This window comes from Bacillus vallismortis (assembly GCF_040784915.1).
In the GTDB taxonomy this organism is placed as follows: Bacteria; Bacillota; Bacilli; order Bacillales; family Bacillaceae; genus Bacillus; species Bacillus subtilis_G.
Genome location: NZ_CP160797.1, coordinates 989297 through 1010320, shown reverse-complemented (window position 1 = coordinate 1010320; position 21024 = coordinate 989297). Strand labels below are relative to the sequence as shown.

At 46.3% G+C, this 21024-nt stretch carries 15 protein-coding genes, 17 tRNA genes, 3 rRNA genes, 1 pseudogene and 1 riboswitch; of the genes and pseudogenes, 5 read left to right on the top strand and 31 right to left on the bottom strand.

What is annotated here, in order from left to right; all coding sequences use genetic code 11:
• Positions 1-143: 143 nt before the first annotated feature.
• The 6 genes from ABZM97_RS05015 to queG all read right to left on the bottom strand — a co-directional run bounded on the left by ABZM97_RS05015 (position 144) and on the right by queG (position 5010).
• Positions 144-851 (bottom strand): hypothetical protein, encoded by a 708-nt coding sequence (locus ABZM97_RS05015; RefSeq protein ID WP_087993708.1) that lies wholly within the window; start codon positions 849-851, stop codon positions 144-146.
• A gap of 11 nt (positions 852-862) precedes the next feature.
• Positions 863-1576: a polymer-forming cytoskeletal protein gene (locus ABZM97_RS05010; RefSeq protein ID WP_087993707.1), complete on the bottom strand. Its 714-nt coding sequence runs from the start codon at positions 1574-1576 to the stop codon at positions 863-865.
• The gene (locus tag ABZM97_RS05005) at positions 1567-2208 is read right to left on the bottom strand and encodes a YhbD family protein (RefSeq protein WP_176365314.1); all 642 of its coding nucleotides are present in this window, start codon (positions 2206-2208) and stop codon (positions 1567-1569) included. Before ABZM97_RS05005 ends, ABZM97_RS05010 begins: the two co-directional genes overlap by 10 nt.
• Positions 2209-2332: 124 nt before the next feature.
• Positions 2333-2815, bottom strand: coding sequence for a tRNA (uridine(34)/cytosine(34)/5-carboxymethylaminomethyluridine(34)-2'-O)-methyltransferase TrmL (gene trmL, locus ABZM97_RS05000; protein WP_087993706.1), 483 nt, complete (start codon positions 2813-2815; stop codon positions 2333-2335).
• Positions 2816-2852: 37 nt separating this feature from the next.
• The gene (locus tag ABZM97_RS04995) at positions 2853-3782 is read right to left on the bottom strand and encodes an amidase domain-containing protein (RefSeq protein WP_087993705.1); all 930 of its coding nucleotides are present in this window, start codon (positions 3780-3782) and stop codon (positions 2853-2855) included.
• A 67-nt stretch (positions 3783-3849) separates the two neighbouring features.
• Positions 3850-5010 (bottom strand): tRNA epoxyqueuosine(34) reductase QueG, encoded by a 1161-nt coding sequence (gene queG, locus ABZM97_RS04990; RefSeq protein WP_367387286.1) that lies wholly within the window; start codon positions 5008-5010, stop codon positions 3850-3852.
• 82 nt (positions 5011-5092) lie between these two features.
• Between queG and ABZM97_RS04985 the strand changes: the two genes are divergently transcribed.
• Positions 5093-5716 carry a B3/4 domain-containing protein gene (locus ABZM97_RS04985; RefSeq protein WP_087993703.1) on the top strand — a complete coding sequence of 208 codons (624 nt, stop codon included), beginning with the start codon at positions 5093-5095 and terminating at the stop codon, positions 5714-5716.
• A 90-nt stretch (positions 5717-5806) separates the two neighbouring features.
• Here ABZM97_RS04985 and ABZM97_RS04980 read toward each other — a convergent pair.
• Positions 5807-5880: transfer RNA gene (locus ABZM97_RS04980), tRNA-Gly, on the bottom strand.
• Between the two features lie 193 nt (positions 5881-6073).
• Between ABZM97_RS04980 and ABZM97_RS04975 the strand changes: the two genes are divergently transcribed.
• Positions 6074-6274, top strand: a complete 201-nt coding sequence (locus tag ABZM97_RS04975; RefSeq protein ID WP_087993737.1) for a helix-turn-helix transcriptional regulator — start codon at positions 6074-6076, stop codon at positions 6272-6274.
• A 1-nt stretch (position 6275) separates the two neighbouring features.
• Positions 6276-6749, top strand: coding sequence for a hypothetical protein (locus ABZM97_RS04970; RefSeq protein WP_087993702.1), 474 nt, complete (start codon positions 6276-6278; stop codon positions 6747-6749).
• Between the two features lie 17 nt (positions 6750-6766).
• Here ABZM97_RS04970 and rpsN read toward each other — a convergent pair whose 3' ends face one another.
• Together rpsN and ABZM97_RS04960 are read right to left on the bottom strand one after the other, a co-directional pair.
• Positions 6767-7036, bottom strand: coding sequence for a 30S ribosomal protein S14 (rpsN, locus tag ABZM97_RS04965; RefSeq protein ID WP_061188229.1), 270 nt, complete (start codon positions 7034-7036; stop codon positions 6767-6769).
• A 113-nt stretch (positions 7037-7149) separates the two neighbouring features.
• A complete protein-coding gene (locus tag ABZM97_RS04960; protein WP_202328537.1) occupies positions 7150-7686 on the bottom strand; it encodes a hypothetical protein in 537 nt (178 codons plus the stop codon).
• Positions 7687-8156: 470 nt separating this feature from the next.
• On the opposite strand from ABZM97_RS04960, the gene katA reads away from it, so the two are divergent.
• Entirely contained in the window at positions 8157-9608 is a 1452-nt protein-coding gene (gene katA, locus ABZM97_RS04955) for a catalase KatA (RefSeq protein ID WP_253268962.1), read from the top strand.
• Positions 9609-9844: 236 nt separating this feature from the next.
• On the opposite strand, the gene thiC is transcribed toward katA, so the two are convergent.
• The 3 genes and pseudogenes from thiC to ABZM97_RS04940 form a co-directional block, all read right to left on the bottom strand.
• A complete protein-coding gene (gene thiC, locus ABZM97_RS04950) occupies positions 9845-11617 on the bottom strand; it encodes a phosphomethylpyrimidine synthase ThiC (protein ID WP_087993700.1) in 1773 nt (590 codons plus the stop codon).
• A gap of 131 nt (positions 11618-11748) precedes the next feature.
• Positions 11749-11856, bottom strand: a riboswitch (TPP riboswitch).
• A 59-nt stretch (positions 11857-11915) separates the two neighbouring features.
• Positions 11916-12618: pseudogene (locus tag ABZM97_RS04945) on the bottom strand (Type 1 glutamine amidotransferase-like domain-containing protein).
• Between the two features lie 293 nt (positions 12619-12911).
• Positions 12912-13109: a hypothetical protein gene (locus tag ABZM97_RS04940; protein WP_087993699.1), complete on the bottom strand. Its 198-nt coding sequence runs from the start codon at positions 13107-13109 to the stop codon at positions 12912-12914.
• Between the two features lie 144 nt (positions 13110-13253).
• Between ABZM97_RS04940 and spo0M the strand changes: the two genes are divergently transcribed.
• Positions 13254-14030 carry a sporulation control protein Spo0M gene (spo0M, locus tag ABZM97_RS04935; RefSeq protein WP_289346746.1) on the top strand — a complete coding sequence of 259 codons (777 nt, stop codon included), beginning with the start codon at positions 13254-13256 and terminating at the stop codon, positions 14028-14030.
• Positions 14031-14081: 51 nt separating this feature from the next.
• Here spo0M and ABZM97_RS04930 read toward each other — a convergent pair.
• The 19 genes from ABZM97_RS04930 to ABZM97_RS04840 all read right to left on the bottom strand — a co-directional run bounded on the left by ABZM97_RS04930 (position 14082) and on the right by ABZM97_RS04840 (position 20800).
• Positions 14082-14163 (bottom strand) — tRNA-Leu (locus ABZM97_RS04930).
• A 277-nt stretch (positions 14164-14440) separates the two neighbouring features.
• Positions 14441-14529, bottom strand: a tRNA-Leu gene (locus tag ABZM97_RS04925).
• Positions 14530-14536: 7 nt separating this feature from the next.
• Positions 14537-14607: transfer RNA gene (locus tag ABZM97_RS04920), tRNA-Cys, on the bottom strand.
• Positions 14608-14612: 5 nt separating this feature from the next.
• Positions 14613-14687, bottom strand: a tRNA-Gly gene (locus ABZM97_RS04915).
• Positions 14688-14736: 49 nt separating this feature from the next.
• A tRNA-Gln gene (locus ABZM97_RS04910) sits at positions 14737-14808 on the bottom strand.
• A 9-nt stretch (positions 14809-14817) separates the two neighbouring features.
• A tRNA-His gene (locus ABZM97_RS04905) sits at positions 14818-14893 on the bottom strand.
• Between the two features lie 24 nt (positions 14894-14917).
• Positions 14918-14991, bottom strand: a tRNA-Trp gene (locus ABZM97_RS04900).
• Between the two features lie 7 nt (positions 14992-14998).
• Positions 14999-15083 (bottom strand) — tRNA-Tyr (locus tag ABZM97_RS04895).
• 21 nt (positions 15084-15104) lie between these two features.
• A tRNA-Thr gene (locus tag ABZM97_RS04890) sits at positions 15105-15177 on the bottom strand.
• A 5-nt stretch (positions 15178-15182) separates the two neighbouring features.
• Positions 15183-15258, bottom strand: a tRNA-Phe gene (locus tag ABZM97_RS04885).
• Between the two features lie 12 nt (positions 15259-15270).
• Positions 15271-15347, bottom strand: a tRNA-Asp gene (locus ABZM97_RS04880).
• Between the two features lie 61 nt (positions 15348-15408).
• Positions 15409-15485: transfer RNA gene (locus tag ABZM97_RS04875), tRNA-Met, on the bottom strand.
• A gap of 7 nt (positions 15486-15492) precedes the next feature.
• Positions 15493-15568 (bottom strand) — tRNA-Val (locus ABZM97_RS04870).
• A 9-nt stretch (positions 15569-15577) separates the two neighbouring features.
• Positions 15578-15649: transfer RNA gene (locus ABZM97_RS04865), tRNA-Glu, on the bottom strand.
• Positions 15650-15683: 34 nt separating this feature from the next.
• Positions 15684-15775: transfer RNA gene (locus ABZM97_RS04860), tRNA-Ser, on the bottom strand.
• 5 nt (positions 15776-15780) lie between these two features.
• Positions 15781-15855, bottom strand: a tRNA-Asn gene (locus ABZM97_RS04855).
• Between the two features lie 8 nt (positions 15856-15863).
• A 5S ribosomal RNA gene (gene rrf / locus ABZM97_RS04850) occupies positions 15864-15979 on the bottom strand.
• A 110-nt stretch (positions 15980-16089) separates the two neighbouring features.
• A 23S ribosomal RNA gene (locus ABZM97_RS04845) occupies positions 16090-19017 on the bottom strand.
• A gap of 233 nt (positions 19018-19250) precedes the next feature.
• Positions 19251-20800 (bottom strand): 16S ribosomal RNA (locus tag ABZM97_RS04840).
• Together the 16S, 23S and 5S rRNA genes with 16 tRNA genes alongside form the textbook arrangement of a ribosomal RNA operon.
• Positions 20801-21024 lie beyond the last annotated feature (224 nt).

The window sequence follows — 21024 nt, the reverse complement described above, 5'->3', positions numbered from 1 at the left end:
CGGTGAATACAATCATCATGATGGGTGTCATTGTCACTTTTTTAGTATCAATTTTTACCGCAGGGTACGAAAGCAAGCCGGGAAAAGAATAAAAAAAGGGTGCTCCTCATAAGAGCACCCTTTTTGTATAACAGAACAGTGTTTTACAGTTTTATTTTTTCTTTAACCTTTGAATGATGATCGCATTCGTATTTGTTTTTGTACTCAATTGTTCCGATGCTGCAGCCCGGCCCGATGATCACTTCTTTTCCCCTGACAACTGCCGCCTCGGTATTCTCCAAATAAACCTGATCTCCTTCTATGACATTGGCAATCAGTTTTGTATTCTTCCGTTTAAAAAAGCTCGCGCGTCTTTTCACTATTATTGTTGTTCCGCCGATTTCCCGCACATAGCTTACATCATGGCTCAATCCAAGCTTAATGTCACCCGCATTCAATAATCCTGACACATCAACGCAGCCTGTGACATGGAACATTTCTGTTTCACAATCGCCTTTGACGCTAAGCTTCCCTTTCACATCGCACGATTCTCCAGTCATATTCCCGCCAATTTCAGTCAAACCTTTCAGATTGAATCGATCAAATTGAAGTGAACCGCTTACTTTCATTGTGCCGTATACATTGATTCTGCCGGCTGTCAGATCGCCTTTAAACTCACTTTCTCCATACACACGCAGCCGATCAGTCTCTGCTTTCCCGAGAAAACATCCTGTTCCGAATATGCGGCAGCCCGCGGCAGACAGCCCTTCACCGACCACACCTTCTCCTTTGATGCTGACATGGTGATATGCGCCTCCTGCAGCGTGACCGGCGCCATATAATTTTAAATTTCCCAATTTTGTTGTCTCCATTACGATCCTCCTCACATCTTCGTGCATGTTTCTACCGATGCGCTCGGATCACAAGTATAGTCCCCGCTGTATTCCACGGTTTCAATCTGGCAATTCGGTCCGATTTTCACTTTATTTCCTCGCACGGTTTTCGCCTTTGTATTTGTCAGCTCAATCACGTCCCCTTCAATCAGTTCAGCCGTTAAAACAGGCTGCGGCAACAGTCTGAGCAAGGTCAGCATCCCTTTTCTGCCAGTCACTTGAAGATGGCGGCAGCCAATTTCACGCACATTACTTTCCCCGGCAGAAAGCTTTATAATCACTTGGTCAGCATTTAAGAGCCCGCTGATGTTGCATTTCCCTTCCGATTGAAAGGTTTCCGTTTCACAATCCGCTTCCATGACTGCTTTTCCGCTAATGACAATGTCATCAGCCTTGACTGTACCGCCAAATGTCGATGATCCAGCGATATTCAATTGTTTTGCAGATACCTCTCCCTCAATTAAACCTGTTCCGTTAATCCGAATAGATTCTGCTTCAACGTCTCCATGTATCTTACCTGAACCGCTGATGGTTACCGCTTTCGCTTTGACGCTGCCGTCAGCTTTTCCAGTTCCGTTAAAAGAAAAAGTCTCACACTCTACGTCCCCTGCCACTGTTCCGCTGCCGTTAATCTCAACTGATTGAAACGTTCCTCCCTTTGAACTTCCTGATCCGTTTATCACCAGCTTTTCCATTACATCCATTGATGGCCCTCCTGCATATATGTTGTTTTTAATTCCTCTGACGCCTTAGCTAAATCTACCCGTTCCACAACCTTGACGGATGACTCAAATAGAATGCTGTCCGCCGCGGCCGCTATAAAACAAGTTGTGACACCGAGCTTCCGCAGCATAATCAGCTCCGTCTGTTTCTTGATCTCTTCAGTATCATGCTGCTTTAACACCCCTGCAGCCATTTTCGCTTCTGCCAAGCTCACATTTCCGGACTGCAGCAGCCCTTCAAGCACATACAGCGAAAGCAGATCACGTGAAGAAAAAACCGAATTCTCGCCGCCTTCTGAAAAGACATCAAGAGCAGTCCTTGAAATCAAACCTTTATGAATCAAATCATCAGCGGTCATGCTGACATCCTTCATTTTCGGCGACAGCATTTCCCTCATTTCATCCAGTGACAAATTTTCCTTCATCTTTTGAATCATTGAAATGCGTTTTAAAATATCCTCTCTCGGAAAAAACGTCTCTTGCCCTGTAAATGTGGACTTGCGAATAAACCATTCCTCAGGAATTAAGTTTTTCCGCTTCCACCGATACAGTTGACCGTAAGAAATCGATGTTTTTTCAAGTAATTCTTTTTTAGAGATTAATTGTTCTTCCATAGGTCCAGCTCCTTCGATGGATTCATTGTAACATAACACTGTTACGTTGTTAAGCCCAAATACAAAACAAAGCATCCCTAATAACATAAAAAACCCGCCCATCATTGATGAGCGGGTTTTTTCACTATTTTAAATCACGGTAATTTTGCTGGCGCAATGCTTCATAAATAAGAATCGCCGCGGTATTGGACAGGTTTAATGATCTGACGTGCTCTGTCATCGGAAGACGCAGGCAGCGGTCCATATTATTTTGAATTAAATCCTTTGGCAAACCGCTTGTTTCTCTTCCGAACACGAAGAAATAATCTTCGTCAAGCTCAGTGTAATCAAATGATGTATGAGGCTGCTGACCGAATTTCGTAATAAAGAAAAACTGGCCTTTTTGATATGCCTCAAACAATTCTTCCAACGAATCATGATAGACAACGTTAACAAACTCCCAATAATCGAGCCCGGCACGCTTCAGCATTTTATCATCTGTTGAAAAGCCGAGCGGACGAATCAGGTGGAGCGTTGTATTGGTTGCTGCACAAGTACGTGCAATATTCCCTGTGTTAGCGGGAATTTCTGGTTGATATAAAACGACATGTAATGCCACAATGTTCACCTCTGTTTTTCTTATCCGCCCATCATTATATCATTAATTATGCTTTTGTCGTATCATCAACGATATGAAAAAAGGCATATCGTATTGACGGCGTATATGCCGTAGAATCCTCATACGACCAAAATCTCATCCGGCTGTCATACGACTGGGCGTTAACAAGCGGCATATTGCCTTTGTCCTTCGCCACGACAATCGTTGTATGATTAAACCGGCCGTCTCCTTCAAAGTCATAGCAAATCACATCACCCGGCACCAGTTCTTCCGCTGATTTCACCCGCACCGCACGCAGGCCGGCCTTTGAATTCGACAAAAACATTTTCATAGAATGAGCCACCGTCCAGCTGTAGCTCCATGAACTTTGTTTCATCCACCAGCCTGACCCTCTGTTTGGATGGCCGCGCATCGGTGCGTCTCCCGCATGAAGACACTGAGAAATAAAATTCGTGCAGTTATCGCTGAAATTTTTATAAGCCGGGTTGCGCTTGTTCCAAAATTTCTCGGCATATTGCACAGCACCGAGACGATCGTATTGAAATGCCCTGCCAAACGCTTCTCTTTCCTCTTGAGAATAGTCAATAATGCTGGTCCCTTCATGAAATCCAGCCGGCTTTTTCTCAATTTCCTGATCACTAATTAAAATGTGATCATAAAGGAAAGCCACCCGCTCCTCTATGTGCTCTTCCATATACAAGCTGTCGTCCTGCTCCTTACACACGTATTCATAATGGATGGTATACATCATGCAGGTCGTTCCGTCATCCTCAATCCGCGCATGACCGATGACGGCCTTCGCTTTCGCTTTTACGATATCAACTTTACGCTTTTCCAGAAGCTTCTTCTTTCGCTCCATGACTTCTAGGTCTCCGACTTCAGACTCCTGTCTCATAGCATGCCCGTTCACCAAATAGCTCAGCCGCTCCTCCGCTAATTGTTCTAATATGTGCTTCAAGCTCACCCCACCCGCCATACTTTGTTATAGAGAAAAAACACTTGGATGCATCTCAAGTGTTTTTGCCTTCTGTTCTATACGTATGTCAGGACAGGCCTTGTTTAGTCATGCCAGAAGCTTTTAGCAACTCAATTCCTTTTTCAATTTCCTGCTTTGCCTCTTCATCCTTCTCTTTTTCCAACGCTTTTTCAAGCTCTTCCGCGTATGCATGGTCTCCGATTTTACCGATCGCCCATGCAGCTGTTCCTCTGATAACAGGACGCGGGTCCTTATGCATCAGTTCCGTCAATTCAGGCAGTGCGGAAGCATCTTTAAAATGGGCAAGGGCGAGAATGGCGTTTCTCTGAATCGGTTTCTTCCCGCGCCAAGAACCTGAAACATGTCCGAATTTCTCCTTAAATTCCCGGTTGCTGATGGTTAAGAGCGGCTTCAATAACGGCTTAGCAATCTCAGGATCAGGCTCCATTTCCGGATGAAGATGAAAGTCCTTCCCTTTATTAAGAGGACACACCGTTTGGCACGTATCGCACCCATACAGACGGTTTCCGATCTTTGTACGGAATTCATCAGGCAAAAATCCTTTCGTCTGGGTCAGAAAAGAGATGCAGCGCTGCGCATTCAGCTGTCCCGGATTGACCAGTGCTCCCGTCGGGCAGGCGTCCAGACATTTCGTGCAGGAGCCGCACATGTCTTCAATCGGCACATCGGGTTCAAAAGGTATATTTGTGATCATTTCCGCTAAATACACATAAGAACCATACTCAGGCGTTGTGATCATACAGTTTTTCGCGCTGAATCCGATACCCGCACGCTCCGCAACCGCCCGATCAGATAATTCACCTGTATCGACCATTGACTTGGTTCTGATATCCTCATGCTTGCTTCTCAGAAATTCCTCCAGCAGATCGAGCTTTTCCCTTAGCACATCGTGATAGTCTTTGCCCCAGGAGGCTCTGCAAAAAATGCCCCTGCGCTCAGTTCTCGTGCTTCTCGGCGCATCCTTCATTCTAGAAGGATATGCGAGAGCAATCGCCACAATTGATTTCGCTTTCGGCAAAAGCAGCTTCGGCGTCACCCTTTTCTCGATATCCGGCTCTTCAAAGCCGGAGAGGTAGCCGAGTGATTCTTGAAGAATCAAACGGTCTTTTAAACTGTCAAAAGTATCAGCGGTCGTAAAACCAATCTTGTCCACGCCAATGCTTTTCGCGTATTCAATTAATTCTTCTTTGAGCTGATAAATGTTCATGCTTTGCACAGCCTCCTTTCTTTGTGATAAAACGATACAGCGTTTATAATAGGTTGATATCCCGTATCTGGAGTGAATGCTTGTGAATATCAAACTTGATTCTGTTATTACTGAACGTGCGCCCGGCTTACACGCGGCGGCTGTGATTTATGAGAATATCGAAGTTGGTTCCTCTCCGCAAATGCTGAAAGGCAGGCTTCGCCTATTTCAAGAATCCTTGTTTTTTGATTATGCGGACGGCGGAATATCCGATGAACCCTTCGTCAAGGAATGGCGAGAACTTTTTAAACAGCTTACCCCTTCATTTGAGGGAGAAACAACTCCAATGGAGGACATGCTGATCCCGATATCCAAAGAACAATTCCTGGAAAGCAAGGATTCAGCCCATGACACCATTGATTTTTTCGCATTAAAATATTCTCTGCCCATTATGATTTATGATGCCGGCAAGCTTCATGAGCCAGTCCGGATCTCATTGGGAGAAAAAGAAAACATCATGCTATTCTCTGATAAAAACGGCATATTTGGCGATTTCAAAAACAGCGTCAATCGCTTTCCCGTTACTAACGAGACCAAGAACATGCTGCAAATCATCTTTTTCCTGCCATCCATAAAAAAAAGCAGCGCTGTTAAACTCTTATCATCATTAACGAAAATGTTTGAACAAATTCACGGCGGCGCCCATACAGTACATTGGCTTACGTAAAAGAACACAGATAATGTGTTCTTTTTTACATAAAAAAACGCAATACTTCGTTTATCTAAGAAACGAAACACTGCGTTAATAACGTATGTATGGAGCGGGTGATGAGAATCGAACTCACGACATCAGCTTGGAAGGCTGAGGTTTTACCACTAAACTACACCCGCATTTGTGATAGTCAGTAACAGTATTGCTCTGACTTTTTTTATATTACACGTTTATTGATTTTTCGTCAAGGGAGTATAAAAATTTTGTCGAAAAAATGTTTTCTTTTTGTAAAGTTGTTAAGTCGCATTTACATAATGTTAAGTATACTATACAATATAATCAAATGAGATTGTGAAGGGGACAGACGTCATGATGAAAAATAAAGTGAAAGAGCTGAGGGCGCGTTTGGGCTATTCTCAGGAAAAACTCGGAGAAACAGTCGGCGTCACAAGACAAACGGTGGCAGCTATCGAAAAAGGCGACTATGTTCCCTCACTGTTGTTAGCACTAAAAATCTGCAAAGCTTTCTCCATGAAAATGGAGGATGTCTTTTGGTTAGAGGAGGAATACTAAGATGAGCATGAAAACAAAAGCAGCTTTTCAACTAGTTTTGTTTGGCCTTGCATGCTGGACGCTGATTGCATACTTTAAAGCCTCTGAAGGCATAGCGGCCTTTTCCCGTACAAAGAGCGGCGAGATGGTGTTTGAATTAAACCTCACTCCCTTTATTCTGTTTATTGCGGCGGCTGCGGTTTATATGTACTTGCATAAGAAAAGCCGTCCTGCCCGAAAGCAGCTTCTCCTGCCTGATGAATTTGAAGAGCAGGATGAAAGAGAGCAGATGATGACGGCAAAAGCATGCCGCGCGTCTTATATCGCCGTCTATTTCTCGCTTCCTGCCGCAGCGGTTCTTCTCATTTTTTATCCGCTTTTTCAATCGCATATTCCGTTTTTCCCAATTATTATTGTGTTTATCATCATGATCATCCAGCACCTATCCTACGTCATCGCTTTCAAGAAAAACGAAAAAAACTCCGGCGCGCTGTAATCGGCCGGAGTTTTTTCTTACCAGCTCGCTTTTTTCACACCGGGAATCTGGCCTTTATGAGCCAGCTCCCTGAAAGCGATTCTGGACATTTTAAACTTCCTCATATATCCTCTCGGGCGCCCTGTTACCATGCAGCGATTGTGGAGCCTTCCCGGTGCCGAATCTCTCGGCAGCTTGCTGAGTGCCTCGTAATCTCCTTTTTCTTTCAGCTCGCGTCTAATATCAGCGTATTGTTCAACAAGCTGCTGGCGTTTTAACTCTTTTGCCACTTTTGATTTTTTAGCCAAGTCACATAGCCTCCTTTTTAAATCGAAATTATTACGATTTAAAATGTATCACGCACGATTCAAAAAAGCAAGTATACCGCTTTGTAAAACAGACGGCCTGAAGCCGCCCGTTTCTAATGATGCAATTCCACATAATACAGTAGCGCATCTTGATGCTTAATGAGCTCTTTTTTGTGTTCAGAGGTGTGCATTGGTTCGTCAGTCCCTTTAATACTGCTGCCGATCAATACAGGTTTTTCGAAAGAAATCGGTTCAGCCGACGAAATCTTCTGAGTCACTTCCTGTGCCGCGCTATCATCACGCCGAAACGACGAATCAGCCGCAATATTTCCTTGTTTATCCACAATTCCAAAATGAACGGTGCTCAGTTTATTCTTACCTTCTCCCTCCTCATTCTCAAAGCAAACAAATTGTAATGAATCGGGTTTTTCCTCCGAGTAATCTGCACTTACCGGTCCAATGGTTTCAAAAAGCTTTCCATTTTGATAATGCTCTATATACATTTCAGCTCCAGAAATACTATCGCTGATATTTGCGACCTCGGCAGTGAAGGTTTGTGAGGCTGCAACATTCATTCTATTTTTTTCGAGATCTGACATATCCGCCTCTTTGATTTCCATTTGTTTTGTATCTTCGCATGCTGACAGCATAGCAATCAGGCAAATGATTGTTATGCTTATCAATGTTTTCAGAAAATCAGCTCCCTTCTTTACATATCATACAATGTGTTCAAGGGCTGTGTTTTACTTAAACCGGCGCCTTATCCCCCTTTTGTTCTAAAGCTTTCTCGTTCGCTCATTTTCAAATGGCAGAAGCAAAAGCCAAGTCTGCAAAATAAACACTTTTCTAAGTGAGGATACCGGTCATAAACCAACTCTATTTAAGCGAGATTTTGTCTGCCTGTTTATCACTTACTCTGCTTGTTTCGCAAATAGAAAAGAAAAAATCATTATCACACAAATTTTCATTGTTTTAAAACCTGTTATGACAGGGGGTTATCATCATTTTCAATACTAGATATCGATTAATAGAGATAACTATTTTATAATGATTATAAAATAATATTGACTTTTTACTTAGAGATGATATTATGTTCTTATAAATTCCAAGAGGTGATCACATGAGTTCAAATAAACTGACAACTAGCTGGGGCGCCCCGGTTGGAGATAACCAAAATTCAATGACTGCCGGTTCTCGCGGACCAACTTTAATCCAAGATGTACACTTACTCGAAAAATTGGCCCATTTCAATAGAGAACGTGTTCCTGAGCGTGTTGTTCACGCCAAAGGAGCAGGCGCTCACGGATATTTTGAAGTAACAAACGATGTAACAAAATACACGAAAGCCGCTTTCCTTTCTGAAGTCGGCAAACGCACACCGTTGTTCATCCGTTTCTCAACAGTTGCCGGTGAACTTGGCTCGGCTGACACAGTTCGCGACCCGCGCGGATTTGCCGTTAAATTTTATACTGAAGAAGGAAACTATGACATCGTCGGTAACAATACACCGGTATTCTTTATCCGCGATGCGATTAAGTTCCCTGATTTCATCCATACACAAAAAAGAGATCCAAAAACACACTTGAAAAACCCTACAGCTGTATGGGATTTCTGGTCACTTTCACCCGAATCGCTTCACCAAGTGTCGATTCTGATGTCTGATCGCGGGATTCCTGCGACACTTCGCCACATGCACGGCTTTGGAAGCCATACATTCAAATGGACCAATGCCGAAGGCGAAGGCGTATGGATTAAATATCACTTTAAAACAGAACAAGGCGTGAAAAACCTTGATGTTAATACCGCTGCAAAAATTGCCGGTGAAAACCCAGATTATCATACAGAAGATCTTTTCAACGCGATAGAAAACGGTGATTTCCCCGCATGGAAACTATATGTGCAAATCATGCCTTTAGAAGATGCAAATACGTATCGCTTCGATCCGTTTGATGTCACAAAAGTTTGGTCTCAAAAAGACTATCCGTTAATCGAAGTCGGGCGTATGGTGCTTGACAGAAATCCAGAAAACTACTTTGCAGAAGTAGAACAAGCTACATTCTCACCTGGAACACTTGTGCCCGGTATTGATGTTTCTCCTGATAAAATGCTTCAAGGCCGGCTGTTTGCTTATCATGATGCACACCGCTACCGTGTTGGCGCAAACCATCAAGCGCTGCCAATCAACCGCGCACGCAACGAAGTGAACAATTATCAGCGTGACGGACAAATGCGCTTTGATAACAACGGCGGCGGATCTGTATATTACGAGCCTAACAGCTTCGGCGGCCCGAAAGAGTCACCTGAGGATAAACAAGCAGCATATCCGGTAAAAGGAATCGCTGACAGCGTAAGCTATGATCACAACGATCACTACACACAAGCCGGTGACCTCTATCGTTTAATGAGCGAGGATGAGCGTGCCCGCCTTGTTGAAAACATCGTAAACGCCATGAAACCGGTAGAAAAAGAAGAAATCAAACTTCGCCAAATCGAGCATTTCTGCAAAGCCGATCCTGAATTCGGAAAACGCGTGGCTGAAGGCCTAGGATTGCCGATTAAAAAAGATGCTTAAGAGATGCAAAAACCCGCTGTGCAATTAGCGGGTTTTTTATTTAGTTACGCACTTCGTATGCTTCATATCAATTTCCTCCATGGGCATCGCACTTCATAACCTCTCGTTTGTTTTCAAAATCAGAGCTTAAACGGCAAAATCTTATTCCCATTAATACAAAAAAAGGCCCTTATCTAAAAGATAAGAGCCTTCGGTGCCCCGATCAAAAATGCTGAAATTAGTTCACTGGCAATCTTTTATTTGTAAAGCTGGCTGCCTTGATTTACAAATTCTTCGGCTTTTTCTTTCATCCCCTCTTCGATGGCATCCCATTCACTAAGCTCTTTGCCCTTCGCATAGTCGCGAATATCCTGAGAAATTCTCATGCTGCAAAACTTCGGACCGCACATTGAACAGAAATGAGCGGTTTTCGCTCCTTCTGCCGGCAAGGTTTCATCATGGTATTCAAGCGCTCTTTCCGGATCAAGAGATAGATGAAACTGGTCTCGCCAGCGGAATTCAAAGCGGGCTTTCGATAAAGCGTCATCCCTTATTTGCGCTCCGGGATGCCCTTTGGCAAGGTCAGCGGCATGCGCAGCAATTTTATATGTAATGACTCCTTCACGTACATCATCACGATTAGGCAGCCCCAAATGCTCCTTCGGCGTTACATAACAAAGCATGGCTGTCCCATACCAGCCGATCATCGCCGCTCCGATCGCTGAAGTAATATGGTCATAGCCCGGCGCAATATCTGTCGTCAGGGGTCCCAAGGTGTAAAAAGGCGCTTCTTTACAAATGTCCATTTGTTTATCGACGTTCTCTTTAATTTTATGCATCGGCACATGCCCTGGTCCCTCAATCATCACCTGAACATCATGCTTCCAGGCAATTTGCGTCAATTCTCCGAGAGTCTCCAATTCAGCAAACTGCGCTTCGTCATTGGCATCAGCGATTGATCCGGGGCGAAGCCCGTCCCCAAGAGAGAAAGCAATATCATACGCTTTCATGATTTCACAGATTTCTTCAAAATGAGTATACAAAAAGCTTTCCTGATGATGAGCCAGACACCACTGTGCCATAATCGCTCCCCCGCGTGACACGATTCCCGTTGTCCGTTTGGCGGTTAACGGCACATACCGCAGCAAAACACCCGCGTGAATCGTAAAATAATCCACTCCCTGCTCTGCCTGCTCGATCAGCGTATCACGGTAAATCTCCCACGTTAAATCCTCCGCTACGCCGTTTACCTTTTCAAGCGCCTGATAAATCGGAACAGTTCCCACAGGCACGGGGCAATTGCGGATAATCCATTCACGCGTCGTATGAATGTCTTTCCCGGTAGAAAGATCCATCATCGTATCCGCTCCCCAGCGAATGGCCCACGTCATTTTTTCCACTTCTTCTTCTATAGATGAGGTAACCGCTGAATTCCCGATATTCGCATTAATCTTCACATGAAAATTCCGGCCGATAATCATCGGTTCGCTTTCAGGATGATTAATATTTGAAGGAATGATCGCCCGGCCGCTTGCTACCTCATCTCTGACAAATTCGGGAGACACATGCTCGCGGATTGCGATAAACTCCATCTCAGGTGTAATGATCCCCTTTTTGGCATAATGCATTTGTGTGACATTTTGACCTGCTTTCGCCCGCAGCGGGTTCCGCTTTAGTCCTGGGTAGCTTACGTTTGGATTTACTTTTTTATAACCGTTATCTTCTGGTTTTATAGCTCGTCCTTCATATTGTTCAACATCGCTGCGCTCCGTGATCCATTTTTGGCGGAGCGGCTTTAGCCCTTCTTGAATATGAATGGTCACATCGGGGTCGGTATACGGTCCGCTTGTATCATAAACACGCACAGGCGCGTTTTCCTCTTCGCCGAACGCCCCTGTCGTCGGACTCAATGCGATTTCCCTCATCGGCACTTGGATGTCCGAAGAAGAACCCTCCACATACACTTTCTTGCTCCCCGAAAAACTCGACATAATGGAAATGTTGGCTTGCTGCACTGAATTGTTTTGCATCACTAATCTTCCCCTCTCTTCGTTTGAAAGGACAAAATCAAGCCCATAACCAGCACAAAAAACCGGATTCAAATGAATGAACCCGGTTAAAGTCAGAAAGAAACTTATTATTGCCCAGCACGACAATAATAAAAACAATTTCTCTACTTCCCCACGCTGGTACGAACCAGATCAGGTCCAAAGGGTTAAGAAGCTTACCTTCTCTCTCAGCCCGAAAACGGGCACCCCCAGTAACTATTGATTTCGGACTCATCTTAACATAAAACCAACCTAAAAAAAAGAGGAATATATAAAATATTCAGCTAATTCGCCCCAAATATTTAACCGGCAGCGGGGTTTCAAATATTTCATGTTCACCCCTCGTTACCCGATATGCCTTTGCACCCGGTCTTGAACTCACTGTCTGAAATAGCCGATTATTTATGAAATGAAGAGCCGCTCCATCGTCCGCCGCATAGCCCTCGCACAAGAATTCGTTACATATCAGCTGATGGTATATCGGTCTCCGATCCTTCTCACCGTCATAATGAGGACAAAAGCTTCCTTGCAAAAAACCTAAACTTTTCATACTTGTCAGCGGTCCGGCTGAATCCGTCACCCCTTCTGCAAACCAGCAGATCGCACCGGCACTTAATCCAGCTAGAACCACACCGTTCTTCCACGCCTCTCTGAGAATAAGATCCAGCTCCCACTCCTTCCATAGCACAAGCATATTCCGCGTATTCCCCCCCGCCAACATAAATCACGTCCTTTTCCATAACAAAAGAAGTTAAATCTGTTGACGGCGGCTTAAATAAGGATAAATGAGACGGCACACAATCCAGTGTTTGAAATGTATGATAAAACCGCTGAACATAGTTTTGGGAATCACCGCTTGCCGTCGGCAAAAAACAAATACGAGGCGTCTTCCGTGCCGATTGATTCATGATATATCGATCGAGGGACAAATTTTCCGGCTCCATCGAAAAACCGCCCCCTCCCATCGCAATAATCTGTTTCATCATCCCACTCCCCGACAAAATTTGTTATTCATTATAGCATGACACAAGGCTAAATATTTTTTTATCAGAAAGAGCTAGAACATAAAATTCCTAACGATGATTTATAGCCCGAATCAAACCTAACAGCAACCAAAACCAGCATAAAATAAAAATTGCGCAGTAACAGAACTCGCAAACCCAGAACTCAGAAAGTGTTGCATGAACAATTAGTTACAGTTGTTCATTTCATAGAGAACTGTAACAAAGTCATAAAAAAAGACGGTGTCTCATTTATGGGACACCGTCTCTTCCTTTTATTGCTCCACTCTTTGTAAAGCCTCGTTTACCGTTTCTTTTATAAATGCGTCTTCACCGCTTAATGAGTCTAAACTGAGATCACCATTTCTAAGCCTTTCGGAAATATTGTTTATATCCTCTTCTACCGTGATTTGCAGTTCACCAGCCAAAAACATTCTATGTAATTCATCAGCAACCAGACTTTCTTTATTCATTTCAACTCCGCTCCTTTGCTTTAAATTATTCTTAGTCTGTCCCTAGTACGGACGAATAATAGGAAAAAAGTACGAATCAAATGAATCTTTTTCCCTTCTTCTTACGTATATCTGTTGAGAAAAAGAAAAAGGGGAAGATCTAACATGTCATTTTTTAAGAAGCTTGCAGCAAGTGCCGGAATCGGTGCTGCAAAAGTAGATACAATTTTAGAGAGAGACGCCTATTATCCAGGAGAAGAAGTACGGGGATCTGTCCATGTCAAAGGCGGAAAAATCGCTCAGGACATCCGCTACATTGACTTACAGCTTAATACACGGTACGTCATTGTAAAAGACGATGAAGAGCACCGTAAATACGCTACAATCCATTCTTTTCGGGTCACTGGTTCATTTGCCATTCAGCCTGGAGAAGGGCATCAATTTCCGTTCACATTCACTCTGCCTCTAGATACGCCGATCACTGTAGGGAAAGTAGAGGTTGCCGTGGTGACAGACCTTGACATTCAAGGCGGTATCGATAAATCCGATCATGACCGCATTTTCGTTGAAGCGCACCCTTGGATTGAAAATGTCCTGGAAGCTATCGAAAACCTGGGCTTCCGCCTGAACGAAGCAGACTGCGAACAAGCGCCCTACTTCCAGCGCCGTCTTCCATTCGTTCAAGAATTTGAGTTCGTTCCGACTTCCGGATATTATCGTCAGATGCTTGATGAATTAGAGCTCATTTTCCTTTTAGACGAAGACGGTTTGGAAATCATTTTCGAAGTCGACCGCAGGGCAAGAGGACTGCGAGGATGGCTGGAAGAGATGTATAATGACGGAGAACAGCTCGTACGTGTCCGCTTCAGCCAATCAGAGCTTGAAGATGCAGAAGGTCTTGAAGAGGTGTTAGAAGAGATCATAGACCAATACGCTGAATAAATTATTAAAAAACAAAAACCCGTTTCTACATAAGAAACGGGTTTTTCAGTATACCGGTGGCCGGGGTCGAACCGGCACTCCAGAAGGAACACGATTTTGAGTCGTGCGCGTCTGCCAATTCCGCCACACCGGCAAGTTTTACGTCGTATCTAACCGACGAATATAAATATATCATGGATCTTATTAAGTGTCAACGTATTTCAAAAAAGTTTTTTTGAAAGATAATAATAAAAAAGTGTTAAGAGACTTGGCTAAACATAATGGTAAAGCAACTTTATGATCATGTATCAGAACTTCTGTTTATGATAAATCAAAGCAATAAAAAAATGATCTACACAAGTAGATCATTAATATGATTAGTTATAATGATAAAACAAAAACACCAATTCGACTTATCATGTAAGTAAAATTGGTGCCGAGGGCCGGACTTGAACCGGCACGGTAGTCACCTACCGCAGGATTTTAAGTCCTGTGTGTCTGCCAATTCCACCACCCCGGCAAAAGAAAGGCGACACCCGGATTTGAACCGGGGATAAAGGTTTTGCAGACCTCTGCCTTACCACTTGGCTATGCCGCCGTAATTGGAGCGGAAGACGGGATTCGAACCCGCGACCCCCACCTTGGCAAGGTGGTGTTCTACCACTGAACTACTTCCGCATCTTAAGGGACTTAATACATGATATGCAATTGATATAAAAAAGTGAGACTGGGCTAGCTGGATTCGAACCAACGCATGACGGAGTCAAAGTCCGTTGCCTTACCGCTTGGCTATAGCCCAATGATAATATGGGGCGATTGATGGGAATCGAACCCACGAGTGCCAGAGCCACAATCTGGTGCGTTAACCACTTCGCCACAACCGCCATAATCTCAAGATGTCATAAATTTGGCAGGGGCAGTAGGAATCGAACCCACACCGGAGGTTTTGGAGACCTCTGTTCTACCGTTAAACTATGCCCCTATAAAAATGGTGGAGGGGGGCAGATTCGAACTGCCGAACCCTGAGGGAGCGGATTTACAGTCCGCCGCGTTTAGCCACTTCGCTACCCCTCCACATTAAGTTTTGAAAAACAGTGCCGGCAAGAGGACTTGAACCCCCAACCTACTGATTACAAGTCAGTTGCTCTACCAATTGAGCTACACCGGCATAAGTGGTGGCTCGGGACGGAATCGAACCGCCGACACACGGATTTTCAGTCCGTTGCTCTACCAACTGAGCTACCGAGCCTTATTATTTAAATGGCGGTCCGGACGGGACTCGAACCCGCGACCTCCTGCGTGACAGGCAGGCATTCTAACCAACTGAACTACCGGACCATATTGAAATGAATTATTTTGGTTGCACCCTTCGGGCACTCCTTATTTCATTCGTATAATTTGGTTGCGGGGGCAGGATTTGAACCTGCGACCTTCGGGTTATGAGCCCGACGAGCTACCGAACTGCTCCACCCCGCGATGATAATGGTGGAGGATGACGGGCTCGAACCGCCGACCCTCTGCTTGTAAGGCAGATGCTCTCCCAGCTGAGCTAATCCTCCATCATATAATGACCCGTACGGGATTCGAACCCGTGTTACCGCCGTGAAAGGGCGGTGTCTTAACCGCTTGACCAACGGGCCCAGACTTTCAATTATAATTATGTATAAGTATCAGTGGCGGAGAGCAAGGGATTCGAACCCTTGAGACGGAGTTGACCGCCTACACGATTTCCAATCGTGCTCCTTCGACCACTCGGACAGCTCTCCAATGATGGCTCCGCAGGTAGGATTCGAACCTACGACCGATCGGTTAACAGCCGATAGCTCTACCACTGAGCTACTGCGGAATAAATCTGCCTGGCGATGGCCTACTCTCACAGGGGGAAACCCCCGACTACCATCGGCGCTGAAGAGCTTAACTTCCGTGTTCGGTATGGGAACGGGTGTGACCTCTTCGCCATCATCACCAGACAATTTCAGTGACATTTAATATTATACTATGTATTCTTGAGAAAATCAAGTGTTTTTTTAAAAAACTTATTCTCTCAAAACTAGGTAACAGATATGACATCATTCAAAATGTGGTTAAGTCCTCGATCGATTAGTATCTGTCAGCTCCATGTGTCGCCACACTTCCACCTCAGACCTATCAACCTGATCATCTTTCAGGGATCTTACTTCCTTGCGGAATGGGAAATCTCATCTTGAGGGGGGCTTCATGCTTAGATGCTTTCAGCACTTATCCCGTCCGCACATAGCTACCCAGCGATGCCCTTGGCAGAACAACTGGTACACCAGCGGTGCGTCCATCCCGGTCCTCTCGTACTAAGGACAGCTCCTCTCAAATTTCCTGCGCCCGCGACGGATAGGGACCGAACTGTCTCACGACGTTCTGAACCCAGCTCGCGTACCGCTTTAATGGGCGAACAGCCCAACCCTTGGGACCGACTACAGCCCCAGGATGCGATGAGCCGACATCGAGGTGCCAAACCTCCCCGTCGATGTGGACTCTTGGGGGAGATAAGCCTGTTATCCCCGGGGTAGCTTTTATCCGTTGAGCGATGGCCCTTCCATGCGGAACCACCGGATCACTAAGCCCGACTTTCGTCCCTGCTCGACTTGTAGGTCTCGCAGTCAAGCTCCCTTGTGCCTTTACACTCTGCGAATGATTTCCAACCATTCTGAGGGAACCTTTGGGCGCCTCCGTTACCTTTTAGGAGGCGACCGCCCCAGTCAAACTGCCCACCTGACACTGTCTCCCCGCCCGATAAGGGCGGCGGGTTAGAAGGTCAATACAGCCAGGGTAGTATCCCACCGATGCCTCCACCGAAGCTGGCGCTCCGGTTTCCAAGGCTCCTACCTATCCTGTACAAGCTGTACCAACATTCAATATCAGGCTGCAGTAAAGCTCCACGGGGTCTTTCCGTCCTGTCGCGGGTAACCTGCATCTTCACAGGTACTATAATTTCACCGAGTCTCTCGTTGAGACAGTGCCCAGATCGTTGCGCCTTTCGTGCGGGTCGGAACTTACCCGACAAGGAATTTCGCTACCTTAGGACCGTTATAGTTACGGCCGCCGTTTACTGGGGCTTCAATTCGCACCTTCGCTTACGCTAAGCGCTCCTCTTAACCTTCCAGCACCGGGCAGGCGTCAGCCCCTATACTTCGCCTTACGGCTTCGCAGAGACCTGTGTTTTTGCTAAACAGTCGCCTGGGCCTATTCACTGCGGCTCTCTCGGGCTTGCACCCTAACAGAGCACCCCTTCTCCCGAAGTTACGGGGTCATTTTGCCGAGTTCCTTAACGAGAGTTCTCTCGATCACCTTAGGATTCTCTCCTCGCCTACCTGTGTCGGTTTGCGGTACGGGCACCTCTCACCTCGCTAGAGGCTTTTCTTGGCAGTGTGGAATCAGGAACTTCGCTACTATATTTCGCTCGCCATCACAGCTCAGCCTTATGGGAAACGGATTTGCCTATTTCCCAGCCTAACTGCTTGGACGCGGATATCCAATACCGCGCTTACCCTATCCTCCTGCGTCCCCCCATTACTCAAATGGTGAGGAGGTGGTACAGGAATATCAACCTGTTGTCCATCGCCTACGCCTTTCGGCCTCGGCTTAGGTCCCGACTAACCCTGAGCGGACGAGCCTTCCTCAGGAAACCTTAGGCATTCGGTGGAGGGGATTCTCACCCCTCTTTCGCTACTCATACCGGCATTCTCACTTCTAAGCGCTCCACCAGTCCTTCCGGTCTGGCTTCACAGCCCTTAGAACGCTCTCCTACCACTGTTCGAAGAACAGTCCGCAGCTTCGGTGATACGTTTAGCCCCGGTACATTTTCGGCGCAGAGTCACTCGACCAGTGAGCTATTACGCACTCTTTAAATGGTGGCTGCTTCTAAGCCAACATCCTGGTTGTCTAAGCAACTCCACATCCTTTTCCACTTAACGTATACTTTGGGACCTTAGCTGGCGGTCTGGGCTGTTTCCCTTTCGACTACGGATCTTATCACTCGCAGTCTGACTCCCAAGGATAAGTCATTGGCATTCGGAGTTTGACTGAATTCGGTAACCCGGTAGGGGCCCCTAGTCCAATCAGTGCTCTACCTCCAAGACTCTTACCTTGAGGCTAGCCCTAAAGCTATTTCGGAGAGAACCAGCTATCTCCAGGTTCGATTGGCATTTCACCCCTACCCACACCTCATCCCCGCACTTTTCAACGTGCGTGGGTTCGGGCCTCCATTCAGTGTTACCTGAACTTCACCCTGGACATGGGTAGATCACCTGGTTTCGGGTCTACGACCACGTACTCATGCGCCCTATTCAGACTCGCTTTCGCTGCGGCTCCGCATCTTCTGCTTAACCTTGCACGGGATCGTAACTCGCCGGTTCATTCTACAAAAGGCACGCCATCACCCGTTAACGGGCTCTGACTACTTGTAGGCACACGGTTTCAGGATCTGTTTCACTCCCCTTCCGGGGTGCTTTTCACCTTTCCCTCACGGTACTGGTTCACTATCGGTCACTAGGGAGTATTTAGCCTTGGGAGATGGTCCTCCCGGATTCCGACGGAATTTCACGTGTTCCGCCGTACTCAGGATCCACTCAGGAGAGAACGAAGTTTTGACTACAGGGCTGTTACCTTCTATGGCGGGCCTTTCCAGACCTCTTCATCTACCTCGTTCTTTTGTAACTCCGTACAGAGTGTCCTACAACCCCAAGAGGCAAGCCTCTTGGTTTGGGCTAATCCCGTTTCGCTCGCCGCTACTCAGGGAATCGCATTTGCTTTCTCTTCCTCCGGGTACTTAGATGTTTCAGTTCCCCGGGTCTGCCTTCTCATATCCTATGAATTCAGATATGGATACCACTCCATTACGAGTGGTGGGTTTCCCCATTCGGAAATCTCCGGATCGAAGCTTGCTTACAGCTCCCCGAAGCATATCGGTGTTCGTCCCGTCCTTCATCGGCTCCTAGTGCCAAGGCATCCACCGTGCGCCCTTTCTAACTTAACCGTTAAAAAGAATCACTATGTGATATCTTGTATTACTAATTGAATGTGATGTCTACTGTTATCTAGTTTTCAAAGAACAACGTATAGGACATGCTAACACATGCGTTCCCACAGATGTGGCGCATTTAGCAGGTATTCCTATGTTTTTGAAGGAATGATCCTTCAAAACTAAACAAGACAGGGAACGTTCTGTTTATAAGACCCAAGGTCTTATATTCCGTAATATATCCTTAGAAAGGAGGTGATCCAGCCGCACCTTCCGATACGGCTACCTTGTTACGACTTCACCCCAATCATCTGTCCCACCTTCGGCGGCTGGCTCCTAAAAGGTTACCTCACCGACTTCGGGTGTTACAAACTCTCGTGGTGTGACGGGCGGTGTGTACAAGGCCCGGGAACGTATTCACCGCGGCATGCTGATCCGCGATTACTAGCGATTCCAGCTTCACGCAGTCGAGTTGCAGACTGCGATCCGAACTGAGAACAGATTTGTGGGATTGGCTTAACCTCGCGGTTTCGCTGCCCTTTGTTCTGTCCATTGTAGCACGTGTGTAGCCCAGGTCATAAGGGGCATGATGATTTGACGTCATCCCCACCTTCCTCCGGTTTGTCACCGGCAGTCACCTTAGAGTGCCCAACCGAATGCTGGCAACTAAGATCAAGGGTTGCGCTCGTTGCGGGACTTAACCCAACATCTCACGACACGAGCTGACGACAACCATGCACCACCTGTCACTCTGCCCCCGAAGGGGACGTCCTATCTCTAGGATTGTCAGAGGATGTCAAGACCTGGTAAGGTTCTTCGCGTTGCTTCGAATTAAACCACATGCTCCACCGCTTGTGCGGGCCCCCGTCAATTCCTTTGAGTTTCAGTCTTGCGACCGTACTCCCCAGGCGGAGTGCTTAATGCGTTAGCTGCAGCACTAAGGGGCGGAAACCCCCTAACACTTAGCACTCATCGTTTACGGCGTGGACTACCAGGGTATCTAATCCTGTTCGCTCCCCACGCTTTCGCTCCTCAGCGTCAGTTACAGACCAGAGAGTCGCCTTCGCCACTGGTGTTCCTCCACATCTCTACGCATTTCACCGCTACACGTGGAATTCCACTCTCCTCTTCTGCACTCAAGTTCCCCAGTTTCCAATGACCCTCCCCGGTTGAGCCGGGGGCTTTCACATCAGACTTAAGAAACCGCCTGCGAGCCCTTTACGCCCAATAATTCCGGACAACGCTTGCCACCTACGTATTACCGCGGCTGCTGGCACGTAGTTAGCCGTGGCTTTCTGGTTAGGTACCGTCAAGGTACCGCCCTATTCGAACGGTACTTGTTCTTCCCTAACAACAGAGCTTTACGATCCGAAAACCTTCATCACTCACGCGGCGTTGCTCCGTCAGACTTTCGTCCATTGCGGAAGATTCCCTACTGCTGCCTCCCGTAGGAGTCTGGGCCGTGTCTCAGTCCCAGTGTGGCCGATCACCCTCTCAGGTCGGCTACGCATCGTTGCCTTGGTGAGCCGTTACCTCACCAACTAGCTAATGCGCCGCGGGTCCATCTGTAAGTGGTAGCCGAAGCCACCTTTTATGTTTGAACCATGCGGTTCAAACAAGCATCCGGTATTAGCCCCGGTTTCCCGGAGTTATCCCAGTCTTACAGGCAGGTTACCCACGTGTTACTCACCCGTCCGCCGCTAACATCAGGGAGCAAGCTCCCATCTGTCCGCTCGACTTGCATGTATTAGGCACGCCGCCAGCGTTCGTCCTGAGCCAGGATCAAACTCTCCATGAAGTAATGGAGCGCAGATTAAGTTCGTCACATCCTGTGACAACATCTGCATGACCTGCATCGTGCAGGCCCCTGACTACGCACATTGCTGTACGATTTTTAAAAAAATGAATTAACAGGTACGTTTTGTCTTGTTTAGTTTTCAAAGATCATTCTCACTTCTTGTTGAAGCGACTTTATTAATATAACATTTCGACTTTCTTTTGTCAAATGTTTTTTATTTTATT